The organism is Dyella sp. KRB-257, from assembly GCF_049445995.1.
Classification (GTDB): domain Bacteria; phylum Pseudomonadota; class Gammaproteobacteria; order Xanthomonadales; family Rhodanobacteraceae; genus Dyella_A.
In genome coordinates, this window is record NZ_JBMSDZ010000002.1 from 178,680 (window position 1) to 197,363 (window position 18,684).

Consider the following 18,684-nt stretch of genomic DNA (forward strand, 5'->3'; position numbering starts at 1 on the left):
CAGGAAGCGGCCTGGGGCAGCACCGCGCGGCATCGCCTGCCGCGCGGTGAACGCCCCCGTGCGCCTTGCCGCGACGCCGGGTCCGGCTCAGCTTTTCCGGTGCGTGACGCCGGCGCCGAGCGTGCCGATCAGCAGCACGGTGAAGGCGACCTCGATCAGGCCGAGCCAGCGCTCGGCCGGCGAGCTCCACGCCTCGGCGATGCCGTGGGAGAAATAGAACAGGCTGAGCACGCCGACCCACAACAGGGCGCGGCGCACGTTGCGCAACGCAGTGAGCGGCAGCAGCAGCGGCAGCACGGTGATCGCCAGCACCAGCGCGAGCGGCATCCGCTCGGGCGGTACCAGCCAGGCGTGCCAGGCCAGCTGCAGCACGAGCAGCGCCGCCCAGGCGGCGAGGCCGACGCGGTAGACCGGCCGCAGCGGTGCGGATGCGCCGGTCATGCGCCGAGTGCCAGCTTGCGGGCGGTGTCGGCGAGGCGGCGGCCCAGCGCACGGGCCAGTTCGCGCTCGTGCTCGCTGATCGCGTTGTCGCCGGCAGGGCCGGCGACGTGGCTGGCGCCGTAGGGCGTGCCGCCGGTGAGCGTGGAACTCAGCGCCGGTTCGGTGTAGGGCAGGCCGAGCAGCAGCATGCCGTGGTGGAGCAGCGGCAGGGCCATGCTGAGCAGGGTCGATTCCTGCCCGCCGTGCATGGTGCCGGTGGAGGTGAAGACGGCCGCCGGTTTGCCGACCAGCGTGCCGCTGGCCCACTCGGCGCCGGTGGCGTCGAGGAAGTATTTGAGCGGCGCAGCCATGTTGCCGAAGCGGGTGGGGCTGCCCAGCGCGAGGCCGGCGCAGTCGAGCAGATCCTCGCCGGTGGCGTAGGGCGCGCCGTCGTCCGGCTCGGGCGGCTGCGCGGTCTGCGTGACCGGCGCCACCGGCGGCACCTGGCGCAATCGCGCCTGCATGCCGGGGATTTCCTCCACGCCGCGCGCGATCAGTCGCGCAAGCTGGGCGGTGTGGCCGCTGCGGCTGTAGTACAGGACAAGGATGCTGTGGCTCATGCGCGTGGGCGGTTCAGTGGCGGCCCGCTAGTGTAACGTTCGCCTCCGGGCCGGAGGTCGTGCCACGCCACCGCGCCCGCGCTCCACGCTTCCCTCGCCCATCCCGGGGACCCCGATGGCCAAGCCGTTCAACCGCGACCGCACCGCCAGTTTCGCGCGCTTCATCTGGCAACGCTTCGTCGACGACAAGTGCTTCGAGACGGCCGGCGCGCTCTCCTACACCACGCTGGTGTCGCTGGTGCCGTTGATGGTGGCGGTGTTCGCGATGTTCTCGGTGTTCCCCGCGTTCGCCCCTGCGCGCGACGCGCTGTTGTCGTTCGTGTTCAACAATTTCGTGCCGGCGGCGGGCGAGAAGCTGCAGCGCGCGCTGGGGAGTTTCGCCAGCAATGCCAGCGGCCTGACCGGCATCAGCGTACTGGTGATGCTGTTCAGCGCGCTGTCGATGATGGTGAGCATCGAGGATCGATTGAATCGCATCTGGCGCGTGCACCAGCCGCGGCCGTGGGGCTCGCGCCTGCTGCTGTACTGGGCGGCGCTGACGCTGGGGCCGATCCTGGTGGTGGGCGGGCTGGCGGCCTCGTCGTACGTCACTGCGCTGCCGCTGCTGCAGCAGGCGGCCGGGCAGTTCAACCCGGGCATCGGCCAGCACCTGCTGGCGCTGCTGCCGTTCGTGGTCACCTACATCACGCTGTGGCTGATGTACGCGGTGATTCCCAATCGCCCGGTGGTGGTGCGCGATGCGGCGATCGGCGCGCTGCTGGGGGCGATCCTGTTCGAACTGGCGCGCTGGGGCTTCACGCTGTTCGTGCGCAACGCGCAGACCTACCAGCAGATCTACGGCGCGCTGGCGGTGATTCCCACGTTCCTGCTGTGGATCTACCTGTCGTGGGTGATCGTGATCCTGGGCGCGTCGATCGCCGCCTCGATCAACGCGTTCGAATACCACCCGCCGGCGCACGCGCTGCCCGAGGGGGCGGAGTTCCTCGGCCTGCTGGCGGTGCTCAAGCATTTCGTGCAGGCGCAGCGGCGCGGCGAATGCGTGGACCCGGCATCCGTGCAGTTGCAGGAGCCGTATCTGCGTTCCAGCCAGGTAAGCTGCTATTTCGACGACCTGCTGCGCGCCGACCTGATCCAGCGCAGCGAGGCCGGCGGCTGGCTGCTGACCCGCAGCCTGGACAGTACCGACCTGCTGCACGTGTATGCCGGCACGCAGTACCGGCTGCCGCTGCATCCGGCCGAGGAGGCGCAGGCATTGGGCATTGTCCTGCCCGACGTGCTGATCCAGCTGCTGGGCATGGTGGCGCAGGCGCTGGATGCCGCGCTGGGTACCCGGCTCGACCGTATCTATCCCCCGTCCGCCGATGCGGCGGATGTTTCCGAGGAGTCCGTGCCATGAAGAGCTTCATTCCGCTGGTCCTGCTTGCCGTCGCTGCGATCGCGGCGCCCGCCCACGCGGCAATGCCGGCCAGGCCGACGCTCAAGGTGACCACGCTGGACGGCAAGCCGTACGACCTCGCCGCGCAGCGCGGCCACTGGGTGGTGGTGAATTACTGGGCGACGTGGTGCGTGCCGTGTATCAAGGAGATGCCCGACATCTCCGCCTTCGTCAGCAGGCGCAGGGACGTCACCGCGATCGGCCTGGCCTACGACGACAGCGACATCGCCGACATCCGCGCCTTCGTCGCCAGGCATCCGGTGAGCTACCCGATCGCGCAGGTCACGCTGGACAATCCGCCGAAGGATTTCGACGAGCCGCGCGGCCTGCCCACCACCTATCTGATCGCGCCGGACGGCACGGTCGCCAGGCGCTTCGTCGGACCGATCTCCGGCAATGCGCTGAAGGCCGCGATCGACGACGCCAAGTGATGCCGACCGCGCGCTTCCTGGTCAGCGGCCGCGTGCAGGGCGTGTGCTTCCGCGCCGGCGCGCGCGAGCAGGCGCTGGCGCTGGGGCTGCGGGGCGTGGCGCGCAACCTGGCCGACGGCCGGGTAGAGGTGATTGCCTGCGGTGACCAGGAGGCGATCGCGATGCTGGAGCGCTGGCTGCACGATGGCCCGCCGGCGGCACGCGTCGAGCAGGTGCTGCGCGAATCCTGTGCCGAGTGGACCGGCGCCGGATTCACCACCGCCTGAGCTCAGCGCGGTGGCGCGATCCAGAAGCTGGCGTCGGCGAGCTTTTCGCGCTTGGGCCTACCGCGCAGCTTGGGCAGCTTGACCTTGACGTCGGGCACGCGCACGTCGGGCAGCTGGTCGAGCAGGTGGCGCATCAGGGCGAGGCGCCCCTGCTTCTGGTCGTTGTAGTCGACCACGAACCAGGGCGCGTGCGCGGCGTGGGTGCGCTCCATCATCACGTCGCGCAGGTGGCCGATCTCGGCGTATTTCTCGCGGGCGGCCAGATCCACCGGAGAGAGTTTCCAGCGCTTGAGCGGGTCGGCCACGCGCTCGGCGAAGCGGGCTTCCTGCTCGTCCTGGTCCACCGCCAGCCAATACTTGAGAATCAGGATGCCGCTGTCAGCCAGCATGCGTTCGAACGCCGGGCAGTCGTCGAGGAACTGCGCGTACTGCGCCTGGCTGCAGAAGCCCATCGCCGGCTCCACCACGGCGCGGTTGTACCAGCTGCGGTCGAACAGCACGAGTTCCCCTGCGGCGGGCAGATGCGCCACGTAACGCTGGAAGTACCACTGCGAGGCTTCGCGATCGTCCGGCTTGGGCACGGCCACCACGCGATAGCCGCGGGTGTCCAGCCGGTCGGTGATCGCCTTGATCGTGCCGCCCTTGCCGGCCGCGTCGCGGCCTTCGAAGATCACCAGCAGGCGCCGTCCGCTCTTGCGCAGCCAGCGCTGCACCCCGGTCAGCTCGATCTGCAGCGCTTCCAGCTGCTGCTCGTAAGCCTTGCGCTTCATCGGGCGATCTCCGGCGGGGTGGCTGGACGAGGGTAGCGCGTCGCGCGTTCCCGGCGTCACCGCGTCAGCCGGCGTCGGTGAGCGCCTTGAGCTGGTCGGCCTGATCCTCGCGCATCAGCGCATCGACGAGTTCGTCCAGGTCGCCCTGCAGGATTTCCGGGAGGCGATAGAGGGTGAGGTTGATGCGGTGGTCGGTGATCCGGCCCTGCGGGAAGTTGTAGGTGCGGATGCGCTGGCTGCGGTCGCCCGAGCCCACCTGCACGCGGCGCGACTCGGCCTCGGCGGCGTCCTGCTTCGCGCGCTCGGCGTCCAGCAGCTGCGCCTTCAGCCGCTTCATCGCCTTGTCGCGGTTGGCGTGCTGCGAGCGTTCGGTCTGGCACTCCACCACCAGGCCAGTGGGGAGGTGGGTGATGCGGATCGCCGAGTCGGTCTTGTTGACGTGCTGGCCGCCGGCGCCGGAGGAGCGGAAGGTATCCACCTTGAGATCGGCCGGGTTGATCGCGATGTCCTCGATCTCCTCCACGTCGGGGATGATCGCCACGGTGGCGGCCGAGGTGTGGATGCGGCCCTGCGACTCGGTGGCCGGCACGCGCTGCACGCGGTGCGTGCCCGATTCGTACTTCAGTCGCGAGAACGCGCCCTTGCCCTCGATGTGCGCCACGGCTTCCTTGTAGCCGCCGTGTTCACCCGCGTGCGCCGACTCGATCTCGGTTTTCCAGCCGCGCTGCTCGGCGTAGCGCAGGTACATGCGCAGCAGGTCGCCGGCGAAGATCGCCGCCTCGTCGCCGCCGGTGCCGGCGCGCACTTCCAGGAACAGGTTGCCCTCGTCGCGCGGGTCGGTGGGCAGCAGCAGGATCTGCAGCTCCTGGTCCAGTTCCACCAGCCGCTGCTGCAGCCGCGTCACGTCGTCGGCGGCCATCTCGCGCAGTTCCGGATCGGCCAGCATGGCGCGCGACTCGGCCAGCTCGCGCTGGGCGTCGTCGTGCTCGCGCAGTGCCGCGGCCACCGGGCCGAGCCGGGCGTACTCGCGCGAGAGCGTGCGGAAGCGCGCGTTGTCGCCGATCACCTCCGGCTGGGTCAGCAGCAGGCCGACTTCCTCGTGGCGTTCGGACAGGGCTTCGAGCTTGGCGCGGATGGACGGTGTCATGGGCGGGCATCGGTGAGGGCAGGGCGGGCGAACGGGCGGGCGGCCAGACGTTCGCGCCGCTAATCCTCGCCAGCCTCGCGCTGCAGTCCGTACAGCCGCCCGGCCGCGTGCAGCAGGTCGAGATCGCCGCTAAGCGCCGCCTCGCGCAGCGCCGCGCTGGGATGATGCAGCAGCTTGTTGGTGAGCGTGTTGGCGAGGAAGGCGAGTGCCTCCTCCGGCGACTTGCCGCGCGCGAGCATGCCGCGCGCCTTGTCCAGCACTTCGTCGCGGTAGACCTCGGCATGGTGGCGCATGTCCACCGCCGGATTGCGCACGCCCAGCGCGCGGCGCCAGGCCATGTAGCGCTCCACCTGCAGGTCGATGATGGCGTCGGCCTCGCGCGCCGCGGCCTCGCGCGAGCGGCGGTTGTGGTCGATCACCTGGCGCAGGTCGTCGATGCCGTAGAGGAACACGTCCTGCAGTTCGCCCACGCCCGCCTCGATGTCGCGCGGCACCGCGATGTCGACCATGAACATCGGCTTGTGCCGCCGCTCGATGACGGCCTTTTCGACCATCGCGCGGGTCAGCACCGGCTGCCGCGCGGCGGTGGAGGCGATCACGATGTCCGCTTCGGCCAGATGCTGCGGCAGGTCGGCCAGCGCGATCGCGTAGCCGCCGTAGCGGGTGGCCAGCTCCTGCGCGTTCTCCAGCGTGCGGTTGGCCACGATCAGGCGGCACACCTGCTTGTCGGCGAGGTGGCGCGCGGCCAGTTCGATGGTGTCGCCGGCGCCGATCAGCAGTACGCAGGCCTGCTTGAGGTCGGTGAACACCTGCTCGGCGAGGCGCACCGCGGTGAACGCCACGGAGACCGTATGCGCGCCGATCCGGGTGTCGGTGCGCACGCGCTTGGCCACGGCGAAGGTGTGCTGCAGCAGGCGGTCCAGCGGCGCCTTCAGCGTCCGCGCCTCGCGCGCCTGCTGGTAGGCGTCCTTCACCTGGCCGAGGATCTGCGGTTCGCCCAGCACCATCGAGTCCAGCCCGGTGGCGACGCGGAACATGTGGCGCACGGCGTCGTCCTCGTCGTGGCGATAGAGGAACTCGTCGAGCTTGCCGGGGGTCAGACGGTGATGCCGGTTGAGCCATGCCTGCGGCACGTGCTCGGCGCCTTCGGCCACCCCCACGTACAGCTCGGTGCGGTTGCAGGTGGACAGGATCATCGCCTCTTCCACGCCGGGTTCGCGGGTGAGCTCCTGCAAGGCCTCGCCGGCGGCGTGCGCGTCGAACGCCACCTGCTCGCGCAGGCTGACCGGCGCGGTGAGGTGATTGAGCCCGAGGGCGATCAGTGGCATGGCGAGGACGGCATTTCGGCGGCGGGGTGTCCGGCGGCGTAGGCTAAGCTTGGCGCTCGTCGCACGTGGTGACGGATACGGCCGAAACAGGCGAACAGATGATCAATAGTGTGCTCAGCGGGTCGGGCAAGTTCAAGCAAATGCGGCATTTTGCGATGGCGAGCGTGGTGGCCGTGACGATGGCCGGATGTGCCGCGGCGCCAGCCGTGCGGCCAGCGCCGGTGGCCGCCTCGCCGCAACCGCTGGCCCGGCTGGTGGTGGCCACGCCCGATGCCGATCACGATGTGATGGCCCAGCTCATGGCCGGCGAGATGGCGCTCACCCACTCCGATCTCAAGACGGCCGCGGCGGCCTACGGCAAGGCCGCGGCCCTGTCCAGCGACCCGCAGGTGGCCGAGCGCGCCACCGCGCTGGCGCTGGCCGTGCACGACGACGCGTCGGCGACACGCGCGCTGCAGCGCTGGCAGGCGCTGGGCGCGAAACCGGCCGCGCTGGCCCAGGCCCGCGCCGAGCTGGCGCTGGATCGCGGCAACGCGGCCGAGGCCCGGCGCCAGCTGGAGAACGTGCTCAAGCTCGGCGGCGACGATGCCTGGCGCCAGTTCGGCCGGGTGCTGGTCGGTGCGCGCGATGCGGCACAGGCGGCCCGGCTGCTCGAGGCGCTGGCCATACCGGAGCGGCTGCCAGCCGACGAGCAGGCCTGGCTGGCGATGAGCGAGCTGGGCGACCGGCTCGGCCGTCGTGCCTATGCCCTGCGCATCGCCAACGCCGCGGCCGCGCGCTTCCATTCGTCGGCCACCTACGCCTGGGCCGCCCAGATGACCTTGCGCGCCGGCGATCGCGCCGCCGCGCAGGCGCTGCTGAAGCAGGCGATCGCCCGTGCCCCCGGCGACACCCACCTGCGCCTGGCCTACGCCACCATGCTGGCGCAGGGCGGCGATTACCCGGCAGCGGCGAAGTTCCTGGCCAGCGGCAAGCAGAGCGCGGACATCTACAACCTGCGCGCGGCGCTGGCGTCCCAGGCCAACGACAAGCAGACCCTGGCCATGCTGTACCGCCAGCTGCAGAAGTCGCCCGACGAGATCCGCCAGTCCAGCGCCTTCCTGCTCGGCCAGCTGGCCGAGATGCAGGGCCTGAAGGCCGAGGCGCTGGCGTGGTATGACCAGGTGGGCGACGAGGATCCGCACGCCTTCGACGCGGACCTGCGCAGCGCGGTGATCCTGCACGGCCAGGGCAGGCGGGCCGAGGCGCACGAGCTGCTCGGCCAGCTGGAGACCGCCTACCTCGACCAGCCCGGGCAGCTGCGCAAGGCCTACGAGGCCGATGCCGACCTGTACATGGCCGAGCAGAAATATCCGCAGGCGGAGATGGCCTTCAGCCGGGCGCTGCAGGTGGTGCCGGACGATCCCGGTCTGCTCTACGGCCGCGGGCTGGCCTACGCCGAGTCCGGCAAGATCGACCAGGCGGTCACCGACCTGCGCCGGTTGCTGCAGCTCAAGCCCCGCGACGTCGATGCCAGCAACGCGCTGGGCTACACGCTGGCCGATGCCAACCGCGACCTGCCCGAGGCCGAGCGGCTGATCGCGCAGGCGCGCAAGGCCAAGCCGGACGATCCGGCGATCGCCGACTCCTGGGGCTGGCTGCAGTACCGGCTGGGCCATCTGGACGAAGCGGCCCGCGTGCTGCGGCAGGCCTGGAAGCAGCGGCCCGATGCGGATGTGGGCGTGCATCTGGGCGAAGTGCTGTGGAAGAGCGGGCAGCGCGACGAGGCGGCCCGCGTGTTCGAGCAGGTACGCAAGATCGACCCGGGCAACGCGATCCTGCGCGACACGCTCAAGCGGCTGCAGCCATGACCGGAACGTGCCGGAAGATCGCCCTGGGGCTGGGCGTGGCGGCGCTGTCCGGCTGCGTGAGCCTGCCGCCGCGCGGCGGGACGGTGGCCGCCGACGCCGGCCTGATGGCCGCGCAGGCGGCCCGCGAGGATGCCCTGCGTGAGGTGCGCGACTGGAGCCTGGACGGGCGCCTGGGCATCAGCAACGCCAGCGACTCCCGCGGCAACGGCAGCGGCAGCCTGAGCTGGCAGCAGCGCGGCGACAGCTATGTATTCACCGTCAACGGCGGCTTCGGCTACGACTACCGGCTCAGCGGCGATCCCCGGGGCGCCGTGCTCGAAGGCGTGGGCAAGCAGCCGATCCGCGGCACGGACGCCGAAGCGCTGATGCGCAAGGCGACCGGCTGGTCGGTGCCGCTGGAATCGCTGCGCGCCTGGGTGCTGGGGCTGCGCGCACCGGGCTCGCCGGCGCAGCTCCGCTTCGGCACCGATCGACTGCCCGCGGTGCTGGAGCAGGACGGCTGGCACGTGGAGTACCGCGCCTGGGACACCAGCCGCCAGCCCGCACTGCCGACCAAGGTGTTCGCCAGCAAGCCGCCGTACAAGGTGCGGCTCTCGGTGAACGCCTGGACCCTGCACTAGCAGCCTGTCGGGCTTTGCTCGGCCGGGCTGCTAGGGTTGCTCAGATCAACCCTGAGCGTGTTCGCTGATCTGGGTTAGGCTGGCGGCCCTCGTGGGCGTCATGCCGGCGCCCGTGCCACTTCCCGAGCCGTCATGACCGTTCTCATCGAGCGCGCCCGGCCTTCCCAGGTCGACGCCCTGTGCGCCATCGAACGCGCCGCGGTACAGCTGTTCCGCGGCCATCCGGCGTGGCGCGCCTACGCCGCCATGGCGATTCCGCCCGAGCTGCTGCACGGCGCCGTGGCGCGCGGGCTGGTGTGGGTGGCGGTCGAGCAGGGCGAGCCGGTGGGTTTCGTCTGGCTCGACGACGACCTGGGCGGCGATGCGGTGGGCATCGGCGAGCTGGACGTGCTGCCTTCGCACGGTCGTCGCGGCATCGGCGCCGCGCTGCTGGAGCATGCCTGCGCATGGGCGCGTTCGGCAGGCTACCGGCGGGTGGGCCTGGGCACGCTGGCGGACGTGCCGTGGAACGCCCCGTTCTACGCGAAGCACGGTTTCGCGGTGGTCGACAAGCGCGATCCCGCGTTTGCCCGCGCGTGGAAGCGCGATCGCGAGAACGGCTTTCCCGACGCGCTGCGCGTGTTCATGAGCCGTCCGCTGCGGCCACTGGCGGCGGACGAATGGAGCGTGTGGCCGGCGCCGGCCAAGCTGAACCTGTTCCTGCGCATCACCGGCCGCCGGCCGGACGGCTACCACGAGCTGCAGACCGTGTTCCGCCTGCTCGATTGGGGCGACGAGCTGCGCCTGCGGGTGCGCGCCGACGGTGCGATCCGGCGCCACGGCGAACTGCCCGGCGTGCCGGCGGACGAGGACATCACGGTGCGCGCCGCGCGCCTGCTGCAGGCGCGGGCCGGCGTCGCGCTCGGCGCCGACATCGGCATCGACAAGCGCATTCCGATGGGTGGCGGACTGGGCGGCGGCAGCTCCGACGCGGCCACCGTGCTGGTGGCGCTCAATCACCTGTGGGGCGCCGGGCTCGACGAGGATGCGCTGGCCGGGCTCGGCCGCCGGCTCGGCGCCGACGTGCCGGTGTTCGTGCGCGGCCGCTCGGCCTGGGCCGAGGGCGTCGGCGAATTGCTCACGCCGCTCGACCTGCCGCGGCGCCACTACGTGGTGCTCGATCCGCGCGAACACGTGTCGACCGCGGCGCTGTTTCAAGCACCTGAATTGACACGAAATGCCGCCCGGGCGACAATTTCGTCCTTTGTTTCGGGCGAAGCAGCCGAGAACGCTTTCGAACCGGTCGTCCGCGCGCTGCATCCGCGCGTGGACGCGGCGCTGGAGTGGCTCGGCGGTTTCGGGCGGGCGAAGCTGTCCGGCAGTGGTGGGTGCGTGTTTCTGGAGGCACCCTCCGCGTGGCGGGCGCTGTCGGTTGCCGCGCGCTGTCCTGACGCATGGATCGCGCAGGTCGCCGCCGGAGCGGATCGCTCGATGCTGCACCGCTCGCTGGCGCGTTTCCAGGGCGCGCCGCAGCCAGGGCGGGTGCGACATACAACGTAGTCATCCTGGGGCGTCGCCAAGCTGGTTAAGGCACGGGATTTTGATTCCCGCATGCGCAGGTTCGAATCCTGCCGCCCCAGCCATCCAACCAGGGCCGTAGGTCGAGAGGAATTCCGTGGACATGTCATCCAGTCCGATGCTCTTTACCGGCAATGCGCACCGCGCACTGGCCGAGGATGTGGCGCACCGCCTGGGCATGCCGTTGGGCAAGGCGCTGGTCGGCACCTTCAGCGACGGCGAGGTGCAGATCGAGATCGAGGAGAACGTGCGCCGGCAGGAAGTGTTCGTGCTGCAGCCGACCGGCGCGCCGAGCGCGGAGAACCTGTTCGAGCTGCTGACCCTGGTCGATGCGCTCACGCGCGCCTCGGCGGCCAGCGTCACGGCGGTGATCCCGTACTTCGGCTACGCGCGCCAGGACCGCCGCCCGCGCTCGGCGCGCGTGCCGATCACGGCGAAGATGGTGGCCAAGCTGATCGGCACCGTCGGCGTGGACCGCGTGCTCACGGTCGACCTGCACGCCGACCAGATCCAGGGCTTCTTCGACATCCCGGTGGACAACGTCTACGCCTCGCCGATCCTGCTGGCGGACATCTGGCGCAACCACTCGATGGACGACCTGATCGTGGTCAGCCCGGACGTCGGCGGCGTGGTGCGCGCCCGCGCCCTGGCCAAGCGGCTGGACGACGCGGACCTGGCGATCATCGACAAGCGCCGCCCGAAGGCCAACGTGGCCACGGTGATGAACATCATCGGCGACGTCGACGGCAAGACCTGCGTGCTGGTGGACGACATCGTCGACACCGCCGGCACGCTGTGCGCGGCCGCCGCGGCGTTGAAGGAGCGCGGTGCGCGCAAGGTGGTGGCGTACTGCGTGCACCCGGTGCTGTCCGGCGCGGCCATCCGCAACATCGAGGGCTCCCAGCTCGACCAGCTGGTGGTCACCAACACGCTGCCGCTGCGCGCCGACGCGCTGGCATGCCCCAAGATCCGCCAGCTCTCGGTGGCCGAGCTGCTGGCCGAAACCATTCGCCGCATCGCCTTCGGCGAGTCGGTGAGTTCGCTGTACGTGGATTGAGATTCGGGATTTGGGATTTGGGATTTGGGATTCGTCAGAGCCGACAACGGAGCTCTTTCGAATCCCGAATATCGAATTCCGAATCCCGCAAAAAGACCGGCTTCCCTGGTCGCGGGGAAGTCACCCAAGCCGCCGCGAGGCCGCGTTTCCAACCCAAGGTAACAAACAATGTCCCAGACCCATGAAATCAAGGCCGAGAGCCGCAAGGACGAGGGGAAAGGTGCGAGCCGCCGCCTGCGTCGTGCGTCGTTCGTGCCGGCCGTCGTCTACGGTGGCAAGCTGCCGCCGCAGAGCATCCAGATCGAGCACAACACCATCCTGCTCGCCGCCAAGCACGAGTGGTTCTTCTCCTCGGTGCTCGACCTGAACGTCGACGGCACCGTGCAGAAGGTGCTGGTGCGCGACTGGCAGAAGCACCCGTACAAGCAGCAGATGATGCACATGGACTTCCTGCGCATCGACGAGAACGCCGCCGTGCGCGTGAGCGTGCCGCTGCACTTCCTCAACCAGGAAAGCTCGCCGGCCGGCAAGACCTCCGGCGTGGTCGTATCGCACAACCTGACCGAGCTGGACGTGTCCTGCCTGCCGAAGGACCTGCCGGAGTTCATCGAGCTCGATCTGTCCGAGCTCAAGCCCGGCGACATCATCCACCTCTCGCAGATCAAGCTGCCGAAGGGTGTGGAGCTGCCGGCGCTGGCGCTGGGCGCCGACCACGACATCGCCGTGGTCACCGCCAACACGGTGAAGGAAGAGGTCGAAGAGGTCCCGGCCGCCGCCGAAGGCGAAGAGAAGCCGGAGAAGTAAGCCTGCATCCGCCCGCGTCCCTCGTGGCGCGGGCGGAATCGGCTGGCCGGACGCATGGCGGGACTTCGACTCATCGTCGGACTGGGCAACCCCGGTACCGAATATCTCCGAACCCGGCACAACGCCGGGTTCTGGTTTGTGGACGCCCTGGCGGCGTCGCAGGGCGAGCGGTTCGCCTTCGACGGCAAGCTGCACGGCGAGACCTGCCGCGTGCGCATCGGCGGCGAGCCGGTGTGGCTGCTCAAGCCGTCCACGTTCATGAACAAGAGCGGCATCGCCGTGGCTTCGGCGCTGCGCTATTACAAGATCGAGCCGTCCGAGTGCCTGGTGGCGCATGACGAACTCGACCTGCCGACGGGCGCCGTGCGGATGAAATTCGACGGCGGCCACGGCGGCCAGAACGGCCTGCGCGACATCGCCGCGCACCTCGGCCACGGCAAGTACCATCGGCTGCGCATCGGCATCGGCCATCCCGGCCACAAGGATCGGGTCACCCCGTGGGTGCTCGGCCGACCGTCGGCACAGGACGAGGATCTGATCCTTGCCGGTATTTCCCGCGCGCTGGACGTGCTGCCGCTGGCGGTGGACGGGCAGTTCGACAAGGCGATGCAGCAGTTACATACCAGCCGGGAATAGGGAATCGGGAGAGGGGAATCGCAAAGGCGTCCCGCGCTCCAGGTTCTACCATTCCCGATTTTCCATTTCCCATTCCCGGATCCAAACCATGGGCATCAAATGCGGCATCGTCGGCCTGCCCAACGTCGGCAAGTCCACGCTCTTCAACGCGCTGACCAAGGCCGGCATCGCGGCGGCGAACTTCCCGTTCTGCACGATCGAGCCGAACGTCGGCGTGGTGCCGGTGCCCGACCAGCGCCTCAATGCACTGGGCGAGATCGTCAAGCCGCAGAAGCTGATTCCCACCGCGGTCGAATTCGTCGATATCGCCGGTCTGGTGGCGGGCGCGTCGAAGGGTGAGGGGCTGGGCAACAAGTTCCTGGCGCACATCCGTGAGGTGGACGCGATCGCCCACGTCGTGCGCTGCTTCGAGCACGGCGATATCGTGCACGTGGCTGGCAAGGTCGATCCGATCGCCGATGTCGAGACCATCGACACCGAGCTGGCGCTGGCCGATCTGGAGTCGGTGGACAAGGCGCTGAACCGCGCCGAGCGTGCGGCGAAGGCCAACGACAAGGAGGCGCTGGCGAAGAACCCGGTGCTGCAGAAGCTTTCCGCCGGCCTCAACGAGGGCCGTTCCGCGCGCAGCCTCGGTCTGGACGAGGAAGAGCAGGTGCTGGTGCGCGACCTGTTCCTGCTCACGCTCAAGCCGTTGATGTACATCGCCAACGTGCGCGAGGACGGCTTCGAGAACAATCCGCACCTGGACGCGCTGCGTGCGCGCGCCGCCAGCGAAGGCGCCGAAGTGGTGCCGGTGTGCGCGGCGATCGAGGAAGAGCTGTCGCAGCTGGATGACGCCGACCGCGATGAATTCCTCAAGGACTTCGGGCTGGAAGAGCCGGGCCTGAACCGGGTGATCCGCGCCGGCTACAGGCTGCTGGGCCTGCAGACCTACTTCACCGCGGGCGTGAAGGAAGTGCGCGCCTGGACGGTGAAGAAGGGCGCCACCGCCCCCCAGGCCGCCGGCGTGATCCACACCGATTTCGAGCGTGGCTTCATCCGTGCCGAGACGATCGGCTACGACGATTTCATCCAGTACAAGGGCGAAGCGGGCGCGGCGGCGGCCGGACGGCTGCGCAAGGAAGGCAAGGAGTACATCGTCAAGGAAGGCGACGTGCTGCACTTCCTGTTCAACGTCTGAGCGCACCTCCCTCGCGGTGCGCGGTGGGCGGCCACTGTTCGTGCACATCGCCCGGCGGCCGCACGCCGGTGGCCGTCGGCACGGCGTGCGAGCCGGGCAGGCATCACGACGACAGGCGTGCGGCGCTACTGCGAACCCTCATGGACACCTCCCGTTCCCGGCGCATCCAGCTCGGCAGGAGGTCAGCCGCAAGGCCGCAGCAGGCCGCATACTTCACACTTTCCGTCCCCTGGAGTCCGTCATGCCCGGCCAGCAGAACGAAGTCACCTTCCGCTTCCTCGCCGAGCCCACCGACGTCAATTTCGGCGGCAAGGTGCACGGCGGCATGGTGATGAAGTGGATCGACCAGGCCGGTTACGCCTGCGCCGTGGGCTGGAGCGGCGCGTATTGCGTGACCGCGTCGGTCAGCGGCATCCAATTCGTCAAGCCGATCCTGATCGGCGACCTGGTAACGGTGAAGGCGCGGCTGATCCACACCGGCACCAGCAGCATGCACCTGGCGGTGGACGTGCAGGCCAGCGACCTGCGCAGCGGCGAGCCGCGCCTGGCGACCAGCTGCGTGATGGTGTTCGTGGCGCTCGATCGTCCCGACGGCAGGCCCACGCCGGTGCCGGCGTGGCAGCCCCGCAACGACGAGGACGTACGCCTGCAGCAATACGCGCGCCGGCTGATGGACCTGTCCAAGTCGATGGAGCGGCAGGTGTTGTCGCTGCATGCCGCCGTGCCGCTGCCGCTGCCCTGAGCTTCCTGGGATTCCGAGGCGGGCCGCGACGGGCGAGCCTTGTGGCTGTTGCCCCATCCGCGCATGATTCGTTCCCCGCGCCTTGGTGCGGTCGTCCCGTGGTCCGGAAATGTCCGCAACACTGTTGACAGTTTCCGGGGGCGTGGCGACAATAGGCGTTCTTTGTTGGAGGGATACCCAAGCGGCCAACGGGGGCAGACTGTAAATCTGCTGGCTTACGCCTTCGGTGGTTCGAATCCACCTCCCTCCACCAGTTCGATCATGGCGAGACGGTCGACTGGCGATGGATCGTGAATCGAAGCCTTGGAGGTGGATTTGAACCACCGAAACGGGATGACGGTTCGACGACATCGCAGGATGCGATGTCGAACGCGACGCGAAAGCGGCGCGGCCCGGAGGGCGAAGGGCGGGATGCCCGGAGTAATCCACCTCCCTCCACCAGTCAGGTTCCGCAAAGGTTGATTCGATCGAGGCGGGAGTAGTTCAACGGTAGAACCTCAGCCTTCCAAGCTGATGGTGCGGGTTCGATTCCCGTCTCCCGCTCCATTGAACTCGGCCTCACGCAATTCGCTCATGTAGCTCAGTCGGTAGAGCACTTCCTTGGTAAGGAAGAGGTCGCTGGTTCGATTCCAGTCATGAGCACCAGTCCAGCGGAAGGCCGGCTTGTCCGGCTTTCTCCGCGAAAGAGATTTCTTCATTTCAATTGACTCCATCGGGGTTTAAAGCGTATGGCAAAGGGTAAATTCGAGCGCACCAAGCCGCACGTCAACGTGGGCACGATCGGTCATGTGGATCACGGCAAGACGACGCTGACGGCGGCGCTGACGAAGATCGGCGCAGAGCGCTTCGGTGGCGAGTTCAAGGCGTACGACGCGATCGACGCGGCGCCGGAAGAGAAGGCGCGCGGCATCACGATCTCGACGGCGCACGTGGAATACGAGTCGCCCAAGCGCCACTACGCGCACGTGGACTGCCCGGGCCATGCCGACTACGTGAAGAACATGATCACGGGTGCGGCGCAGATGGACGGTGCGATCCTGGTGTGCTCGGCCGCGGACGGCCCGATGCCGCAGACGCGCGAGCACATTCTGTTGTCGCGGCAGGTGGGCGTGCCGTACATCGTGGTGTTCCTGAACAAGGCGGACATGGTGGACGACGCCGAGTTGCTGGAGCTGGTCGAGATGGAAGTGCGCGAGCTGCTGTCGAAGTACGACTTCCCGGGCGACGACACGCCGATCATCAAGGGTTCGGCGCTGAAGGCGCTGGAAGGCGACCAGAGCGAGATCGGCGTGCCGGCGATCATCGCGCTGGTGGATGCGCTGGACAGCTACATTCCGGAGCCGCAGCGCGACATCGACAAGCCGTTCCTGATGCCGGTGGAAGACGTGTTCTCGATCTCCGGGCGCGGCACGGTGGTGACCGGTCGCGTGGAGCGCGGCGTGATCAAGGTGGGCGAGGAGATCGAGGTCGTGGGCATCCGCGACACGCAGAAGACGACGGTGACGGGCGTGGAAATGTTCCGCAAGCTGCTGGACCAGGGCCAGGCGGGCGACAACGTGGGCCTGCTGCTGCGCGGTCTGAAGCGCGACGACGTGGAGCGCGGCCAGGTGCTGGCCAAGCCCGGTTCGATCACGCCGCACACGGACTTCGAGGCCGAGGTGTACGTGCTGTCGAAGGACGAGGGCGGTCGCCACACGCCGTTCTTCAAGGGCTACCGGCCGCAGTTCTACTTCCGCACGACGGACGTGACCGGCGCGGTGACCCTGCCGGAGGGCGTGGAGATGGTGATGCCGGGCGACAACGTGAAGATGGTGGTGAGCCTGATCCACCCGATCGCGATGGACGAGGGCCTGCGCTTCGCGATCCGCGAAGGCGGCCGCACCGTCGGCGCCGGCGTGGTGGCCAAGGTCATCAAGTAAGCTGAAAGCGGGGATTCGGGATTTTGGATTCGGGATTCGGAAGGGCGTGGGCTCTTTCGCATCCGGCGAATCCCGAATCCCGAATCCCCAATCCCGTTTTAGTTACGCCAGTAGCTCAATTGGCAGAGCAGCGGTCTCCAAAACCGCAGGTTGGGGGTTCGAGTCCCTCCTGGCGTGCCATCTTTGCGAGGAGCGATGGGCGGATAGCGCGGGATCGGTCGCCATGACGGTCGTCGCTGCATCCGTCGGGTGCGCATGAATACCAAGGCAGAACAATCCCGGGGCACGAGCGCCGGTGACATTGGCAAGTTGGTGCTGGCCGGGCTGGTGCTCGCCGCCGGCATTGTTGCGTACTCCTGGTATGACAATGACGGCAGCGTGCCGCAGTCGGTACTCGTGCTCGGCGTCATCGTGTCGATCATCGCCGCGCTGGCCATCGCCGCGTTCACCGCGCCGGGTCGCCGCGTCAAGGGTTTCGTGGCCGAGTCGCAGTTCGAGTTGCGCAAGGTCGTATGGCCCACGCGTGACGAGACGGTCAAGACCACGGCGGTCATCATCCTGGTGGTCATCGTGTTGTCGCTCCTGTTGGGTCTGATCGACCTGATCCTTAAGTCGGTCGTGCTCGACTGGCTGCTCAAGCTGGGTTCGTGAGGTGTGGGCATGAGCAAGCGTTGGTATGTGGTGCACGCCTATTCGGGCTTCGAGAATCAGGTGAAGCGGGCGCTGGACGAGCGCATCAAGCGCGCCGGCATGGAGGAGCGCTTCGGTGAGGTGCTGGTGCCGACCGAGGAAGTGATCGAGATGCGCGCCGGCCAGAAACGCCGCAGCGAGCGCAAGTTCTTTCCGGGCTACGTGCTGGTGCAGATCGAGACCAACACCGAGGGCAAGGGGCCGCGCATCGACGACGAGTGCTGGCATCTGGTGAAGGAAACCCCGAAGGTAATGGGTTTCATCGGCGGCACCGCCGACAAGCCGTTGCCGATTCGCGACAGCGAGGCAGATGCCATCCTCAGCCGCGTCCGTGAGGGCGTGGAGAAGCCGCGTCCCAAGGTGCTGTTCGAGCCGGGCGAGATGGTCCGCGTCACCGAGGGTCCGTTCAACGACTTCAACGGCGTCGTCGAGGAGGTCAACTACGAGAAGAGCCGCCTGCGCGTGGCCGTGTTGATCTTCGGTCGTTCGACGCCGGTGGAGCTGGAGTTCGGCCAGGTCGAGAAGGCCTGACCCGGCTTCGCTGCGCCGCCGCGTCGGCGCAGCGGGTCGCTCCGTATGGATGCTCGCTGCCGGATCCTGTGGCGCTGGCCCGGCGCTTGCTTAAAACATGATCAATCTCTAAACTGCGCGGTTCACGCCGGAGACTTCCCGTCTCTGCGTGTCCGCGTTTTCAGATGTCCGCCAGGAGGCGGGTATTCCATCGTCAAGGAACGACATGCTGCGAGGAGCCGCAAGGCGCCTGCACTCGCGAGGAAAATCCCATGGCAAAGAAAGTCACTGGCTACATCAAGCTTCAGGTCAAGGCCGGGCAGGCCAACCCGTCGCCGCCCGTCGGCCCCGCGCTCGGTCAGCGTGGCCTGAACATCATGGAGTTCTGCAAGGCGTTCAATGCCGCCACGCAGAAGATGGAGCCGGGTGCTCCGGTGCCGGTGGTCATCACCGCGTACTCGGACCGCAGCTTCACCTTCGTGATGAAGACCTCCCCCGCCACCTACTGGCTGAAGAAGCTCACCAATACGCCGAAGGGTTCGCCCAAGCCGAACACCGACAAGGTGGGCAAGGTGACCCGCGCCCAGCTGGAAGAGATCGCCAAGCAGAAGGATGCCGACCTGACGGCGGCCGATCTGGATGCGGCGGTTCGTACGATCGCCGGTAGTGCCCGTTCCATGGGCCTGGTAGTGGAGGGCTGAG

Annotated in this window: 20 protein-coding genes, 5 tRNA genes and 1 other RNA gene; 21 read left to right on the forward strand and 5 right to left on the reverse strand. The window is 68.5% G+C overall.

Annotated elements, in window-relative coordinates:
* Nucleotides 1-87 precede the first annotated feature (87 nt).
* Together ACO2Q2_RS02280 and wrbA are read right to left on the reverse strand one after the other, a co-directional pair.
* Nucleotides 88-441 carry a DUF2069 domain-containing protein gene (locus ACO2Q2_RS02280; RefSeq protein ID WP_423254153.1) on the reverse strand — a complete coding sequence of 118 codons (354 nt, stop codon included), beginning with the start codon at nucleotides 439-441 and terminating at the stop codon, nucleotides 88-90.
* Complete coding sequence (gene wrbA / locus ACO2Q2_RS02285) at nucleotides 438-1,040, reverse strand: NAD(P)H:quinone oxidoreductase (protein ID WP_423254154.1); 603 nt, start codon at nucleotides 1,038-1,040, stop codon at nucleotides 438-440. Before wrbA ends, ACO2Q2_RS02280 begins: the two co-directional genes overlap by 4 nt.
* A 115-nt stretch (nucleotides 1,041-1,155) precedes the next feature.
* On the opposite strand from wrbA, the gene ACO2Q2_RS02290 reads away from it, so the two are divergent.
* From ACO2Q2_RS02290 to ACO2Q2_RS02300, 3 genes are read left to right on the forward strand one after another with little or no spacing between them, the layout of a single operon-like run.
* Nucleotides 1,156-2,436, forward strand: a complete 1,281-nt coding sequence (locus ACO2Q2_RS02290; RefSeq protein WP_423254155.1) for a YihY family inner membrane protein — start codon at nucleotides 1,156-1,158, stop codon at nucleotides 2,434-2,436.
* Nucleotides 2,433-2,906: a TlpA family protein disulfide reductase gene (locus tag ACO2Q2_RS02295; RefSeq protein WP_423254156.1), complete on the forward strand. Its 474-nt coding sequence runs from the start codon at nucleotides 2,433-2,435 to the stop codon at nucleotides 2,904-2,906. Before ACO2Q2_RS02290 ends, ACO2Q2_RS02295 begins: the two co-directional genes overlap by 4 nt.
* Entirely contained in the window at nucleotides 2,906-3,172 is a 267-nt protein-coding gene (locus ACO2Q2_RS02300) for an acylphosphatase (RefSeq protein ID WP_423254157.1), read from the forward strand. Before ACO2Q2_RS02295 ends, ACO2Q2_RS02300 begins: the two co-directional genes overlap by 1 nt.
* A gap of 2 nt (nucleotides 3,173-3,174) precedes the next feature.
* On the opposite strand, the gene ppk2 is transcribed toward ACO2Q2_RS02300, so the two are convergent.
* From ppk2 to hemA, 3 genes are all read right to left on the reverse strand, one after another.
* Nucleotides 3,175-3,942, reverse strand: a complete 768-nt coding sequence (ppk2, locus tag ACO2Q2_RS02305) for a polyphosphate kinase 2 (protein ID WP_423254158.1) — start codon at nucleotides 3,940-3,942, stop codon at nucleotides 3,175-3,177.
* A gap of 64 nt (nucleotides 3,943-4,006) precedes the next feature.
* Nucleotides 4,007-5,089, reverse strand: coding sequence for a peptide chain release factor 1 (gene prfA / locus ACO2Q2_RS02310; RefSeq protein WP_423254159.1), 1,083 nt, complete (start codon nucleotides 5,087-5,089; stop codon nucleotides 4,007-4,009).
* 59 nt (nucleotides 5,090-5,148) lie between these two features.
* The gene (gene hemA / locus ACO2Q2_RS02315) at nucleotides 5,149-6,417 is read right to left on the reverse strand and encodes a glutamyl-tRNA reductase (RefSeq protein ID WP_423254160.1); all 1,269 of its coding nucleotides are present in this window, start codon (nucleotides 6,415-6,417) and stop codon (nucleotides 5,149-5,151) included.
* A 98-nt stretch (nucleotides 6,418-6,515) separates the two neighbouring features.
* Here hemA and ACO2Q2_RS02320 point away from each other — a divergent pair, with 98 nt between their 5' ends.
* The 18 genes from ACO2Q2_RS02320 (at nucleotide 6,516) to rplK (ending at nucleotide 18,683) form a co-directional block, all read left to right on the forward strand.
* Complete coding sequence (locus ACO2Q2_RS02320; RefSeq protein WP_423254161.1) at nucleotides 6,516-8,267, forward strand: tetratricopeptide repeat protein; 1,752 nt, start codon at nucleotides 6,516-6,518, stop codon at nucleotides 8,265-8,267.
* Nucleotides 8,264-8,887 carry a lipoprotein insertase outer membrane protein LolB gene (gene lolB / locus ACO2Q2_RS02325; protein WP_423254162.1) on the forward strand — a complete coding sequence of 208 codons (624 nt, stop codon included), beginning with the start codon at nucleotides 8,264-8,266 and terminating at the stop codon, nucleotides 8,885-8,887. The genes ACO2Q2_RS02320 and lolB overlap by 4 nt, the downstream gene beginning before the upstream one ends.
* A 132-nt stretch (nucleotides 8,888-9,019) precedes the next feature.
* Nucleotides 9,020-10,426: a 4-(cytidine 5'-diphospho)-2-C-methyl-D-erythritol kinase gene (ispE, locus tag ACO2Q2_RS02330; protein ID WP_423254163.1), complete on the forward strand. Its 1,407-nt coding sequence runs from the start codon at nucleotides 9,020-9,022 to the stop codon at nucleotides 10,424-10,426.
* A gap of 6 nt (nucleotides 10,427-10,432) precedes the next feature.
* Nucleotides 10,433-10,509: transfer RNA gene (locus ACO2Q2_RS02335), tRNA-Gln, on the forward strand.
* A gap of 38 nt (nucleotides 10,510-10,547) precedes the next feature.
* Entirely contained in the window at nucleotides 10,548-11,501 is a 954-nt protein-coding gene (locus ACO2Q2_RS02340) for a ribose-phosphate diphosphokinase (RefSeq protein ID WP_423254164.1), read from the forward strand.
* Between the two features lie 168 nt (nucleotides 11,502-11,669).
* Nucleotides 11,670-12,305 (forward strand): 50S ribosomal protein L25/general stress protein Ctc, encoded by a 636-nt coding sequence (locus ACO2Q2_RS02345; protein ID WP_423254165.1) that lies wholly within the window; start codon nucleotides 11,670-11,672, stop codon nucleotides 12,303-12,305.
* A 54-nt stretch (nucleotides 12,306-12,359) separates the two neighbouring features.
* Nucleotides 12,360-12,941 carry an aminoacyl-tRNA hydrolase gene (pth, locus tag ACO2Q2_RS02350; RefSeq protein WP_423254166.1) on the forward strand — a complete coding sequence of 194 codons (582 nt, stop codon included), beginning with the start codon at nucleotides 12,360-12,362 and terminating at the stop codon, nucleotides 12,939-12,941.
* Between the two features lie 88 nt (nucleotides 12,942-13,029).
* Nucleotides 13,030-14,121 carry a redox-regulated ATPase YchF gene (ychF, locus tag ACO2Q2_RS02355; RefSeq protein WP_423254167.1) on the forward strand — a complete coding sequence of 364 codons (1,092 nt, stop codon included), beginning with the start codon at nucleotides 13,030-13,032 and terminating at the stop codon, nucleotides 14,119-14,121.
* Between the two features lie 241 nt (nucleotides 14,122-14,362).
* Complete coding sequence (locus tag ACO2Q2_RS02360; protein ID WP_423254168.1) at nucleotides 14,363-14,863, forward strand: acyl-CoA thioesterase; 501 nt, start codon at nucleotides 14,363-14,365, stop codon at nucleotides 14,861-14,863.
* A 167-nt stretch (nucleotides 14,864-15,030) separates the two neighbouring features.
* Nucleotides 15,031-15,116: transfer RNA gene (locus ACO2Q2_RS02365), tRNA-Tyr, on the forward strand.
* 39 nt (nucleotides 15,117-15,155) lie between these two features.
* Nucleotides 15,156-15,304: non-coding RNA, RtT sRNA (locus ACO2Q2_RS02370), on the forward strand.
* A 31-nt stretch (nucleotides 15,305-15,335) separates the two neighbouring features.
* A tRNA-Gly gene (locus ACO2Q2_RS02375) sits at nucleotides 15,336-15,409 on the forward strand.
* Between the two features lie 23 nt (nucleotides 15,410-15,432).
* Nucleotides 15,433-15,508, forward strand: a tRNA-Thr gene (locus ACO2Q2_RS02380).
* Nucleotides 15,509-15,591: 83 nt separating this feature from the next.
* Nucleotides 15,592-16,782: an elongation factor Tu gene (gene tuf, locus ACO2Q2_RS02385; protein ID WP_423254169.1), complete on the forward strand. Its 1,191-nt coding sequence runs from the start codon at nucleotides 15,592-15,594 to the stop codon at nucleotides 16,780-16,782.
* A gap of 104 nt (nucleotides 16,783-16,886) precedes the next feature.
* Nucleotides 16,887-16,962, forward strand: a tRNA-Trp gene (locus tag ACO2Q2_RS02390).
* 75 nt (nucleotides 16,963-17,037) lie between these two features.
* On the forward strand, nucleotides 17,038-17,433 hold the full coding sequence (secE, locus tag ACO2Q2_RS02395; protein WP_423254170.1) for a preprotein translocase subunit SecE: 396 nt from the start codon (nucleotides 17,038-17,040) through the stop codon (nucleotides 17,431-17,433).
* Between the two features lie 9 nt (nucleotides 17,434-17,442).
* Nucleotides 17,443-18,003 carry a transcription termination/antitermination protein NusG gene (gene nusG, locus ACO2Q2_RS02400; RefSeq protein ID WP_423254171.1) on the forward strand — a complete coding sequence of 187 codons (561 nt, stop codon included), beginning with the start codon at nucleotides 17,443-17,445 and terminating at the stop codon, nucleotides 18,001-18,003.
* A 251-nt stretch (nucleotides 18,004-18,254) separates the two neighbouring features.
* Nucleotides 18,255-18,683 (forward strand): 50S ribosomal protein L11, encoded by a 429-nt coding sequence (gene rplK / locus ACO2Q2_RS02405; RefSeq protein WP_423254172.1) that lies wholly within the window; start codon nucleotides 18,255-18,257, stop codon nucleotides 18,681-18,683.
* The last annotated feature ends 1 nt before the right edge of the window (nucleotide 18,684 follow it).